The organism is Thiocapsa rosea (assembly GCF_003634315.1).
In the GTDB taxonomy this organism is placed as follows: domain Bacteria; phylum Pseudomonadota; class Gammaproteobacteria; order Chromatiales; family Chromatiaceae; genus Thiocapsa; species Thiocapsa rosea.
In genome coordinates, this window is the sequence record NZ_RBXL01000001.1 from 4,561,800 (window position 1) to 4,574,197 (window position 12,398).

At 62.9% G+C, this 12,398-nt stretch carries 8 protein-coding genes and 1 pseudogene; 4 read left to right on the forward strand and 5 right to left on the reverse strand.

The window, feature by feature from the left end:
• Positions 1-168: 168 nt before the first annotated feature.
• The 5 genes from BDD21_RS20330 to BDD21_RS20350 form a co-directional block, all read right to left on the reverse strand.
• Positions 169-405 carry a hypothetical protein gene (locus BDD21_RS20330; RefSeq protein ID WP_120798710.1) on the reverse strand — a complete coding sequence of 79 codons (237 nt, stop codon included), beginning with the start codon at positions 403-405 and terminating at the stop codon, positions 169-171.
• A 47-nt stretch (positions 406-452) separates the two neighbouring features.
• Positions 453-683: a hypothetical protein gene (locus BDD21_RS20335; RefSeq protein WP_120798711.1), complete on the reverse strand. Its 231-nt coding sequence runs from the start codon at positions 681-683 to the stop codon at positions 453-455.
• Between the two features lie 293 nt (positions 684-976).
• On the reverse strand, positions 977-2,017 hold the full coding sequence (locus BDD21_RS20340; protein WP_170164842.1) for a phage/plasmid replication protein, II/X family: 1,041 nt from the start codon (positions 2,015-2,017) through the stop codon (positions 977-979).
• A complete protein-coding gene (locus tag BDD21_RS20345; protein WP_147431167.1) occupies positions 2,007-2,564 on the reverse strand; it encodes a hypothetical protein in 558 nt (185 codons plus the stop codon). The genes BDD21_RS20340 and BDD21_RS20345 overlap by 11 nt, the downstream gene beginning before the upstream one ends.
• Before the next feature lie 541 nt (positions 2,565-3,105).
• Positions 3,106-4,110 (reverse strand): DNA-binding protein, encoded by a 1,005-nt coding sequence (locus BDD21_RS20350; RefSeq protein WP_120798714.1) that lies wholly within the window; start codon positions 4,108-4,110, stop codon positions 3,106-3,108.
• Positions 4,111-4,685: 575 nt separating this feature from the next.
• Here BDD21_RS20350 and BDD21_RS20355 point away from each other — a divergent pair.
• The 4 genes and pseudogenes from BDD21_RS20355 to BDD21_RS20370 all read left to right on the forward strand — a co-directional run bounded on the left by BDD21_RS20355 (position 4,686) and on the right by BDD21_RS20370 (position 12,178).
• Positions 4,686-7,505 (forward strand): nSTAND1 domain-containing NTPase, encoded by a 2,820-nt coding sequence (locus tag BDD21_RS20355; RefSeq protein ID WP_170164843.1) that lies wholly within the window; start codon positions 4,686-4,688, stop codon positions 7,503-7,505.
• Positions 7,506-7,634: 129 nt separating this feature from the next.
• Positions 7,635-8,166: pseudogene (locus BDD21_RS20360) on the forward strand (REP-associated tyrosine transposase).
• A 146-nt stretch (positions 8,167-8,312) separates the two neighbouring features.
• A complete protein-coding gene (locus BDD21_RS20365; protein WP_120798716.1) occupies positions 8,313-8,516 on the forward strand; it encodes a hypothetical protein in 204 nt (67 codons plus the stop codon).
• A gap of 560 nt (positions 8,517-9,076) precedes the next feature.
• Entirely contained in the window at positions 9,077-12,178 is a 3,102-nt protein-coding gene (locus BDD21_RS20370; RefSeq protein WP_120798717.1) for a toll/interleukin-1 receptor domain-containing protein, read from the forward strand.
• Positions 12,179-12,398: the final 220 nt, after the last annotated feature.

Genomic DNA, 12,398 nt, shown 5'->3' on the forward strand with positions numbered 1-12,398 from the left:
TGACGTCATCGAGTGCAGAGGGCACAACAGACAGGCACGTCACAACGGGCATGGATGGGCCTATCACGTGCGGTTGTGAAGAGGGGCCTTCAGGGAGAGGGGTTCGGGGGGCGTCGCTCGTCCCGAGAAACGATCCGGGGCTGAGATGCCCCGGGTCAACCGGTCCGATCAGGGAAACGCCAGGAGCTCGAAGTCCGCCCAGTAGTCACGCGCTTGAAGCGGACAACAGAAGCCGACCGGGACCGAAGTCGGCTCGTTGCCAAAGGGGCCGATACCGAAGTCGCGTTCGATGTGCACGCAGAGCGCGGGGCGGAAGATGCCGCCGAGCCTGTCGAAGTAGACGCCGAACACCGAGCGATAGGGCGGAAGCGATCGAAGCGCGGGGGCTTGGGGATGGAGATACATGGTCAGGGCCTCGCAGGGTTGCAGGGAGGAAAAACGTAACAAGCCAATCAGGCCGCGATGGCTTGCGGCTTGGTCGGCTGCTCCGCAACGAGCCGATAGCGCTTGAGAAGCTCCAACAGCTCGATTCGTTGGGTTTCGGGTTCGATGGTATTGATCACAGAGAAGACCGCGCACGCGATCGAATGCAATTGCTCGTGATCATCGTCTTGACCTACCAACAACGCGTATTCGGCAGCGCCCCACAATTGATCGGCAGCAACCCGAAGCGACGCATCCAAACACCTCGACGACGCCAAAGGCCGGAGAATGCGAAAGGCAACACGTTCAATGACTCTACTCATGGTTTCCCCCTGTTGAAACGCTTGATGGACCACACCGACGCCACGCCGAAGCGCGCCGTTCGTTCCCCGGACACACACCCGAGCGCTTCGCGACAGCGCCGGAGTCCACCGACGCCGGACGCTCGCGCACGGCCCTGGTGGGCCGTGCGCAGCGCCCGGCTTGGCGGCCTGTTTGCGCCTTGCTGTGTTGCCCGGGTCAACACCGGTTCACGCACCGCGGTGCGCACCGGCTACGCCGCCCGCAACCTATAAAGATCCGCCCAACTGTCGACCATGCGCGATTCAATCAAAGGACGGCGGAAGGGAACAACATTTCCGTGAGACAGGTCAGCGTCAGATAAGCCAGCATCCCGCAACGCTTTTAGGTTGCGATACCACGCGGACTTGGATTGCATGTCACGAGCCTTGTCCCACCCGTACGCTTTGATCAACGCCCAACACGCATGAGCGGCTTTCGCCTGTCCGTCAGTCTCAACCACTGCTCTGATTCGCTCTTGAAGGTTCATTTCAGTTACCTTTGCATCGCCTAGCATTCTGTTAAAATACTCTGTCCACTCTTTTTTCAATTCACTTGCACTCACCAACCACCACGATTTGCCCGCTCGTTCACGCCACCATTGAGCACCGAGGGTAAGCTCAAGCCGCAACAAACAACCCGCCGCCTCGATCTCATCATCGGTATAGCGCCGACCCTGGTAATCCCTCTTTTTCATCAAATAACGCAGATGCGGACCCTTGGCGTAAGCCTTTCCCTTGCGGATCCGGCTCGATTTGCTCCAATACACCGTGTCCCCGGCCTGTTGTTCGACCCTATAACGTTGGCCCTCACAGTTTTTCAACACTGACAACGCGGCCCGCACATCGGGGAGACTGTCCAACAGAAGCATCCCGGTGACGTCGACCCGAGACACGATCCACTGTCCCACCGACGGGGAGCTCTGCAAGCCTTGGGCATCGAAGACCATCGCCGCCATGCCGCGAACGCATCCTGAAAGATCCAACGCCGAAGCCGGCCCGGCTCCGAAAACCGCATCGCCATCACCGAAGACACGACCGGGCGAGCCCTGTATCCAAAGCGCGTCACCGCCGGGCTTGAAGTTGATCTGATGAGAGTCGGATCGTATGGAATCCCATGCGGTGGTTTCCCAACACAGTTCGCCGGTTTTCGGGTTGAAGCGCCGGATCCGATCGCCGAGACCGAGCAACGTCTCGCGGTCCTCCTCGCAGAGAAGATCCAAGGGCAAGCGAGCGGTAATCCAGTCAACCAGCATTGGCGACTCGGAGAACGGGACGCCCAGGACCCCGATCGGACGCTTCTCCAACCGTGTCAGCCGAGGCCGAAACATCGGCGCCCGAGACCCCGGATTCCCGCTCATGGGACAAAGTGCCCGTGTTACAGGTACGGGCACCGAGGGCGAGGAGGTCGGCGCTCACCGCCTGGACGCGTGCGCCGAGATCGGCGATCGCCGCGGAGAGCTCCGCCGGGAGCTCCGCCACCGATCCGCCGGCGGCCGTTAGCTCTAACGCCTTCACGCGCGCGGCGAGCTGCCGGTTGACGCGCTGATACTCGGCGACCTGTTGCCGGTAGAAAACGACGGTGAAGAACTCGCCGGGGCGAATCCCGCCGCGGGTGTAGCCAGGCGGGAACAGATAGCCGTTGTGGACTTCCCAGCCGTCCCAGCCTTCCCAGGGGACATAGCCCGCGAGGATCGCGAGCAACCGCAACGCGGTCGGGTCCGGTTGCCCGCTCACCAGCCAGCGCCGATAGGTGCGCTCGGAAACGCAGAGCAAGGCGGCCGTCTCTGCGTTGGAAAGCATCAGGCGCTGTTGCAACGCCCGGAGCGTGGTCAGATTGGCCGCAAAGCCTTCCGCCAGAAGCTCAGCCTCAGACCAATCCGTCCTGTCCCTGAGCGGGTCCGGACGGCCCCGGTCCTTGTCCTTGATTTCGCATAATGTATATTATGTCAATTCAAGGATGCGCCAAGGCGCGGATGCCGATGTGGCGCCAAGGAAGCATCCGGCGAAGTAAATCTCGGTAATGTTTGCGAAGTAAAAAGGTGAAAAAGCCCATTTGCGAAGCAATAAGGTGAACGCTCGGAAGTAGCTGCGAAGTAAAAAGGTGAACGGGCCGCCAGTTTACGAAACAAAAAGGTAAACCGGCCGATTGGTGTGCTGTTCAATCTCTGCACCTCAGTGCCTTGGGATTCGCACGCAGTTTCACCAACAGTATCTCAAGCATGTCGTCCCCTCTCCGCGCGCCTCAGCCTACGTGCCACCCCCGAGCAGGGGCGCCTGAAATCAGGTGCTTCTTGAACTGCTGGACCGACCAGCGCAGGACAACGCGGGCCTCCGTGACCTCCTAACCGGCCGAAATCTCGGGTGGTCGCAACACCGCAAGGCGTAGTGTCTCCTCCAAGTGTCTTTGAGTCGCGTGAACAGCCGCGAGTTCTGCGTGCAGTCTGACATTCTCGGTTGTGAGCCGCTCCCGATCCAGCCGTAGCCTGTCGTCGCGATCACGAAGACCAGCACGTTCCGCCTCGGCTGATTCCAGTGACCGAGTCACATCGTCCCGAGCCAGTTCCGCGCGCAGCGTACGCTCGCGTTCCAACCCCAATAGCTCGCTCCGCTCGTTTGCGAGTTCCTCCAACCTCGCATTTTCTTGGCCGAGAGCCAGTATCCGTGACTCCAAGTCCGTTTCGTGTTGCTCCTTCCGAGCGAGCGTGATGCGGTGTTTGGCAAGACTGTCACGTGCATCCGCCAGCTGTGTTGCCAGTTTGTTCTTCTCGGCGATCATCGCCTTGAGATCTTGTCGCGCCTTATCGAGCTGCAGCAGCCAAGCTGCCTGATCGCGTTCGCGTCCGTCGCGTTCTGCGGTGAGCGCAAGTTGCAGCTGATCGCCCTCTTCTCGGGCTCGCATAATCTGCATCTCGGCATCGGCGACCTCGCCTTCGAGCGCAACGATGCGATCGGACTGCTCGCGCGCCCTCGCGTCCGCTTCGGCTGCCGCAGTTCGTGCTGCTTCAACCGCTGCGATGAGGTCGCTGTTCTCAAGTACGACCGCGTCCAGTTGAACGCGCAAGTTCCGGCTGTCCATCTCGAGCCGAGTCTTCTCGGACGCCCATTGGCGCTGTGCCTCCTCGACCGCTTGCCCCCACAGTTCCCGGACCGGCTTGACCAGCGCCTCAGGCAGTCTGGGCTCACGCAGGCGTTCGCCCACCTCCGCCCAGAATTCATCCAGAGCACTCAGGATGGTTTGTTGGGCCCCCTGCCCGATCGACTGCCGAACTTGCTCGGCGGTCGGACGTTGGCCCGCGCACAAAATTTCCATCGCCGACGCTTTCGCCCGATCTCGCGTGCTGGACATGGTGTGGTGATCCTCCGCAAGGCTCGCGGCGTAGGCCTGAGTCCCAGGACGAGTCAGGCTCTCAGTGAAGAAAAACTCTAGAAACTATACTTCATATTTTCAGTGTCTTTCTCTAAATTAAATGGCATTAGTTACGATAACCGTTATTCTCAAGATCTAAAGGCTCTCAATCGACCGGCCCTCATCGCGAGCCACTGCGCGGTGAAGATGCAGCTCGTAGGACTTGTCTTCGCGGGCGGCTATTCTGAGGCGGAGCCGCCGTAGCGACCGTCTCGCCACGACCCAACCGCGCGCACGCTCACTCAGCATGTTGACCGCCCCGCGTGAACAGGCGGTCGGGAAACCGACCTCTCGTCTGACCGCAATCTTCCAGCCTCGCCATGCTTAGAAGCGGTCTCGCTCGGTGCCTATCGCCGGAATCCGCGACTCGCCCCGTGAAAACTCTCGGCGCGGCTCGCGGCTCCGCGGGTACAAGCCCGCAGCAAAGGCCTGATTGCTCGATGCGCTGACCCGTTCTCCCGGGGGTCGGCAATCTGCATAATGATTTCCGTCGTGTACGCCGAATGGAGCTTGCCGTGACCACGCTCTTCATCAGCCACAGCAGTCATGACAAAACCTGGGCGGAGACGATCCATGCGGCGCTGCGCGGGCGTGGATATCAAACGCTCTTTCTCGACTCCCATCCGGATGATGGGATACACGCCGGCGCCAAGTGGGAGCGGACGCTCTGGCAACGGCTGCGTCAGAGCCGAGGTATGGTCGTGCTTTGCTCGCGCCATTGGCTCCGCTCGCCGTGGTGTGTCGCCGAGGCGATGATGGCGCGCGAACGCGGCAAGCCGCTCTTTCTCCTCGCCAAGCCGGACGTGATCGACGGGCGGATCGCCAAGGGCAACGCAAGCGATGAGCCGGCGACGGTGCTCCCGGACTTCCTCAAGGACACCCAGTTCATCAGCCTGTCCGGTCTGTCGGATGAGGAGGTGCTCGAGCGTCTGTGGCGTGGTCTGGAAGCCGAGGGGCTCAAGGATGACTTTCCGCTCCCCGAGCGACCCTATCCCGGTCTCGGTGCCTTCCAGGAGACCGACGCCGCTATCTTCTTCGGGCGCGACGAGGCGATCGAGCGTGTCAGGGGTGTCCTCAACCGGCGCCGCAAACGCAACACCGCGGGCTTCGTGCTCGTGCTGGGCGCGTCCGGCTGCGGCAAGTCTTCGCTCGTGCGCGCCGGGGTGCTGCCGCGGCTCGTTCCAAGCGTGTCGGCTCACGCGGCCCGGACCGCCTGGGTCGTCGCCCCACCCTTCCTTGGAGGACGCGGCCTCGAGGGACTGGCGGCAGCCTTGACGCTTGCCTTCCCGGCGGACCATCCGGGACGCGTCGGTCTCCGGGATCGTCTCAAGGCGCTCGCGCTGGATACCGATGGGACCGCCGCCGCTGCCCTGTGCGAGATCGGCCACACCCTGCTGACCGCTCGCGGGCTCGCGGAAGGCCACGTCCTGCTGGTGCTCGACCAGCTCGAAGAGGTCTTCGGCACGGCGCCCAGATCGGACGCCCGGGCCTTGCTGCGGCTCCTGCTCGAGGCGAGCGCGGCCGAGTTCAGCCCGATCCTTATCCTCGCCACCATGCGCTCGGACTTCCTCAATGACTTTCAGCAATTCCCGGGTGCGGCGGAGCGCTACGAGGACGTCACCCTGGATCCCATGCCGCCGGATCGCTTCGGCGAGCTCATCGAGGGGCCAGCCGGTCGATTCGGCCTCAGGCTCGGCCCCGGGTTGACCGAGCAGCTCGTCGCGGATACTCGCTACGACGATGCCTTGCCGCTCCTCGCCTACACGCTCGAGCAGCTCCACCAAAAGCACGGCGCCGGTGGCGAGCTCAGCGTCCAGCAGTATCGTGACCTCTTTCCCGCCATCGAGCGACGCAGCCCGGATGGCACAACCGCCGCCTACCGCGGGGTCGCCGCCGCGATCAAGCACACCGCCGACGCCGCCCTGCGCGACCTGGGCTATCAGGGCCTTGGCGCCGACGATCCCCGCCTGCGCGACCTGCGCCGCGCCTTCTTCAGCCTTGCCCGGGTCGGCGAGGCCGGTCAGTTCACGCGGCGCACTGTGCTTTGGTCTCAGCTTCCGGCGTCCTGCAGCCGGGTTCTCCAGCACCTTGTCGAGCAGCGTTTGCTGGTCTCCGGCGCCGACGCAGGAGGACGCCCGACGCTGACCGTCGCCCACGAGGCCTTGTTCCGGGTGTGGGATACGCTGCATGGCTGGCTGGCGACGGACCGCAAGGCCCTGGCCTTGCGTGCGCAAATCGAGGACGCGGCGGCGGATTGGGCGACCGCTGGCCGGACCGAGGGCCGACAGTGGCCGGAGGACCGTGTGCTGGATGCGGTGGCCGAGATCGGGCGCAGCGGCGTCTCGCTGGACGACGTCGGAGACCCCGAGACGGTGCGCGCCTTTCTTGGTCCGACCGATCACGGCGACTTGGAAACCCTGCCGGGGCTCGGCGCCGATCTGGACGAGGCCAAGGGCAGTGGACGCTACGGTGAAGCCTGGCGCCTCCCGCTCTCGCACGCGGCCCGGGCGAGTCTCGGAACGCGCCTCGCGCTGCTCGGCGATTGCCGGCCGGGCGTCGGGCTCGGCGCCGACGGTCTGCCGGACATCGACTGGTGCCGCGTCGCAGGCGGCGAGGTCGCGATCGAGATCCGCGAGAATCCGGACGGCCCCACGTCGGCCATCATCGCGACCTTGACCCGTCCCGTCGCCCCCTTCCGGATCGGGCGCTATCCTGTCACCATCGCGCAATTTCAGGCGTTTCTGGCCGATTGCTACCGCGCGGGCGAATGGCGCTTGCCACCTGGCTTTCCCGCCGACCCACCTGCCGACTATCCGCCACCCAAGCATCGGGCGCGGTACGGCAATCATCCGGCCGACAGTGTCAACTGGTGGGACGCCACGCTGTTCTGCCATTGGCTCGGGACACGGCTTGGCGCGGCGATCCGCCTCCCGACCGAATTCGAGTGGCAGCGCGCGGCGACGGGCGGCGAGCCGGGCCGGATCTATCCCTGGGGTTCGGATTGGGACCCGCTACGGGAGCCTTGGAGGGCCAACACGTTCGAAAGCGAGCTCGGCCGCTCGACAGCCGTCGGACTTTACCCCCTCGGCGGCTCGCCAACGGGGGCGCTGGACATGGCCGGGACCCTCTACGAGTGGTGTTTGAACGCCTTCAACAAGCCCGACGAGACAGGACTGCAAATCGCGCAGGAAGACCGCCGGGCGGTGCGCGGCGGGTCCTGGGACGTCAACCAGATCAACGCGCGCTCGGCCGCCCGCTTCAGGAGCAGCCCGTACAACCGCTTCAACTACCTCGGTTTTCGGGTCTTGTGCGCGTCCCCCATCCCCGGGCACTGATCACTGAAGTGCCGCGTGCGCGGCACCAACGGCGCGTAGTCGTAGGTTGGGCCGACGCAGGAGGCCCAACAAGCATTTTCGAGGAGCAAGCACCATGGCTATCCAGAGCCGACATCGTGGGAGACGACCATGCGATACCGCCGCGCCTTGATTGGCGGAGCGACCTATTTCTTTACCGTCAACCTTGCGAATCGGGGAAAGCCGTTTGCTTGTCGAGCACATTGAGGATTTACGCGCCGCCGTGCGCGATGTGAAGCGGACGCATCCGTTCGAGATCGTCGCCTGGGTCGTGCTACCCGAGCATATACATGCGGTTTGGACCCTGCCGCGAGATGATCCGGACTATTCGATGCGATGGAATCAGATCAAAGGTGGCTTCTCGCGGCGCATTCCGCCAGGGGAACGCATTTCGGCAAGTCGGTCGAGCAGAAGAGAGCGCGGCATCTGGCAACGGCGATTCTGGGAGCACTTGATCCGAGACGATGAGGATCTCGAGCGTCACGTGAACTATGTGCACTACAACCCTGTTAAGCATGGTCAGATCAGACGGACGGCGGATTGGCCGTATTCGTCTTTCCACTGGTTCGTGCGTCGCGCGTGGCTGTCTCCCCAATGGGGAAGCGTTGTCGATTTTCAGGGTGAATTCGGTGAACGCGGATAATCGCATGGTCTGGAAACATGGTCAGACCAGCGAGGTCGCTTGTTGGGCCTCCTGCGTCGGCCCAACCTACGGCACTGAGCTCATCCGGCGGCTGCGCCGAGGGCAAGGCGGGCAGACCTATCAGTTCGCGGTAATGGTTCCCGGCCTTGAACTCTTTCTCGCGCTACGCGCGCCTGTTCGAGTCCTGGGTCGAGCCCAATCTCGGCTTGCTGGATGAGGCCGGGCATCCCGAGCCGCGAATCGTCGCCATGGACTGCGCCTCGACCGCCGCGGCGGTGCTCGATCATGGTCTGCGGTGGGGCATCGAGCCGGTATTCTCGGTCCTCAGGAGGCGCAGTTTCGGTATGTAAGACACGCAACTGCGGTGCCCCGAACGGGTCGAGCGGCTGGTACTGATCACGACCCTGGCCATGTATTGGCGGCATTATTGCATAATCAGCAAACGCACATAGTTATAGATCAATGGGTTACGCGGAGACCCATGGAAATTGAATGTCATGCGGGTCGGGTGGTCGCCGGGAGCTAACGGATTGCGGGGAGAACTCGGCTGCAGAGGCTGGCTAAGAACCGCAAGGCTGCGCCCAAGTCATTGAATAGATAGCCATGTGCGTTTGCTACATAATTCCGTGTATTGGTGCGTGGAGACCGGCTGCCACGACGCGGTGGAATCCCCCTACCCGCTCAGAAAAAACCGCCGCGCAGACCGACACCTAACACCGGAGCTTCCGCAAGCGCGCCCACTCCTGCCTGTCGTGGTTCCAGCGCGGCCTGGGAAAGCTTCTGCGACTCTCCGAACTCGGGCGTACGCTACCGAGCATCGGCCCACCGATTGTGCAGACCCATCAGCCGTCCGGGTAAACTGATAGCTGACAAGGCCGACCCACTGACCGGGCGCGGTGCCGCGACTCGTATGTTCAAGCAGACCCAGCAGAATCGAAGGTCGCTCGTGGAGGCGCATCAGGTGGTAGGCAAACAGTCGCAGAAGGACTCGCCAAGAGCGGACGTCTCATTGAGGTCAACTTCACCGGGCTGGTCGTTGCGGTCGATCGTCTCAGTTGTCTACGGCTACGACTTCTTCGTCTCCTACGCTCATGATGACGGCACTGCCTATCCGCGCGCCCTGGTGGAGGCGCTTGAGGCGGAGCCCTACAACTTCACGACACACATCGACACGCGGGACTACAACCCAGGGGATGACCTCGACCGACTGACGCTGTTGCGTGTCCGCAACTCCCGCAAGCTCATCGTCATCGCCAAGCGCGCCGCGCTCACGACCTCTGACTGGGTGCGCAAGGAGGTCGACATCTTTGCGCGCAATGGAAGGTTGCCGCTGCTCATCGAGTTCCCCGAGTGCTCGGAAAATGTTGTCCTCGATGCTCCGGTGCCCGAGACTTCATTGCTCGCATGGGTCGATGCGAATCCCGCTGTCCTACGCCACCCCGAACAGTCGGCCGGCTCGGAGCCCTCGGAGGATACGGTAAGACGCATCGCCGCTTCCTTCGAGGGCATGCGCGTCGAGCGCCGGCGCTCTCGGATCGTGGGCGCGTCTCTAGCAGGGCTGGGCCTCCTGCTCCTGGGAATGACCGGCTTGGCGTTGCTCGCCGACTCCCAGCGCCGCGAGGCGGTCGCACAGCGGACGAGGGTCGAACTGGAGCTGAGCAGCGCGGATGCACGTCAGGCTCTAAGCTATTTAGGCGACGGACAGGACGATGCGGCGATGGTCTTCCTCAGCCGTGCGCTCGCCAGACAGCGATCACCGCTGTCCCACCTCACCGGCCACATGACTCCGGAACCGCGCTTCGCGCCCATCCAGCGCGTACGTCTGCCAGGTATCACTGGTCTGATCACCGAAGCATGGACGGACCCGACCGGCCGCTTCGTCGCGGTACGCGACGACGTCGCGGATACGAGCGTCAAGGTATTTGATCTCGATGAGTCCGAACCGCGACTGGTCCACCAGCAGGACATCCCGGCATTCGCCCCGGTCTTCGCCATCGTCTCGGACCCCCGGCCGGCGCTGCTGCTGGGACAGTCGGAGGAAGATGCGCTGCCACCCTCTGAGGTCACCCGCCTGACGGCGCGCTGGCTGGACGACCCGGACGGGAAGCCAGCTCACGCGCCCGTCAAGGTCGCGACGGGCTATGACGGCTTTGTCAGGCTCGCGGATGGCCGGTTCTACTTCTCTCGAGGGCCGGTCGTGAGCGCAGCAACGCTCGACGGAAAGGGCCTCCGCGTCGAAGAGATCGACACCGGGCTGACGGGGTACGTGAATCGGATCACGGCGGCCCCCGGCGGAAGTTGCTTCATGCTCTCCAACGTCTCGGGAACGTTCGTGACCCAATTCATCGACGGCCGCAAGCCAATCGAGTGGAACGCGCTTCCGCATTTCGAAGGCGTGGAGGCGGTCAACCTGCATCACCTGCAAGGCATCGTCGACGCGTCGTGTAAGTTCGCAGCGCTGTGGTCCGACGGCGGAGACGCGAGCATTCACCTCTTTCGTCTCTTCGACGCGGCGCAGCAATTCGCGCCGCAACGCATCGACACGCTGCTCGCCGACCCGCAGGACCAGATAACGTTCCGAAATCGATTCTTCTCCGACGACGGATCGCAGTTCGTGTTTCGCAGACATGGCAGCTGGGAGGCAGTCGACACGACGACCGGGGGAGCCAGGCAACGCTTCGATGCCGGCCAGCCCGAGTCTTCCGGAACGATCTCTCGCCATGGATATCTGTTGCTCTCAGGTTACGGCGATAGCGTCAGCTACTTTCCGCTCACTCATCCCAGCGGACGGAGCGGAAAAGTTTCCGCCGGACCAACACCGATCGTTCTGGCGGTCAATCCTGGCAGGGACACTTCGGATGACGGCTCCGCCCCCTTGTTCATGGCAGTCAGTGCGGATGGCCTGGTGACGCTGTTCGGCGACGCTGGTTTCAAAGATCGCTTCGAAGTCTTCGAAATGAACGACTACATAAAAGACGTTGCACACTCGCGGAAGGTCTTTTCCCGCGACGGGGAGGTGCTCATCAGGATCCTCTTCCTTCCTACCGGCGAGCGGATTCTGGAGATCCACGACGTCGTCCAAGACAAGCAGGAGTATGCAGAGTTCGACTGCCAGGGCGCAGTGGATTTCGATCTGGTCGAGAGCCCCAAGGGCTATCAGGTCATCGGCGTGACGGGCAATGGTGTGCTGTGCTGGGGGACTCTCGACCGCGGGGGGGCGGCGGTGTCCGACATCAAGAGCAGGGAGCTTATGCTGGATGAGCCGCTAGGCTTTGTCCGGGTCGGGGGAAATCGGATCGTGGTCGGCTCTTGGACCAGTCCTTCCCTCTACGACCTGACGTTCGAGAACGGCGTTCTCGGAGCGCCGAGTCGCATCGACGTGCGGCTTTCGAAGTTGATCGTCGATGTTGCTGTCGACGGGGCCGGGTCGATCGCCGCGTTGAGCCAGGATGCGATTTTTGTCGAGCGCGGCGGCACCGGTGCCTCCTTCGACCTTCCGAGTAGGTGCACCCGCATCTTGGGTCTCTTACCCGATCGCCTGATCGTAGAGTGTTCCAACGGGCTGGTCTCGGTCGATGCAGCGGGCGACTCTCGATCCATTGCGTTGCCTCGCAACGTGGTCGCCGACGGCGCGGCGCTGTCGCCGGACGGCTCGACGCTCGTCGCACCGATCAAAGATGCGGACAACTGGGCTCGCGCGATCTACGCGCGGATTCTCGCGACTGGAGCAACCTACGTCTTTCGGCCCGCAATCCATGCCGAGCTTCTCGAGATCGAGCGGAACTTTTTTATGATCGACAATTTCCTCCCGCGGATCGATCGGGTCCTCTACTCGCCCGGAGGTAATCGAGTGTATCTCGATATCAAGCGCTCTATGTATGAGAGCGCATTCGTGAGCAACGGGGCCATTGCGCGGTTCGACGTGGATTCCGTCACACGTCTGACAGGGCTGTCAGCCCCATCGGCGCCCGAAAGCGCCGTGTTCGATTATCGGGCGACACGTGGGCCTTAGTGCTAGAGCCCTAGGAGAAATTGGGGCTCTCTTTCGTTTGATGTGGGTAACCGGTCTGGAGAGCCTTGGATCATGCTGATGCCTTCGTACCCTTTTTGTTTTCGAACAGGCAGGCCGGCAGATGCGTGAGCTTGCCCGCGACCAGGTAGGCCATCGACATCGGCCCAGACCGCCGCCAGCCACCCTACCTTGTTTCCTCAATGGCTCTTGACCTCGCTGA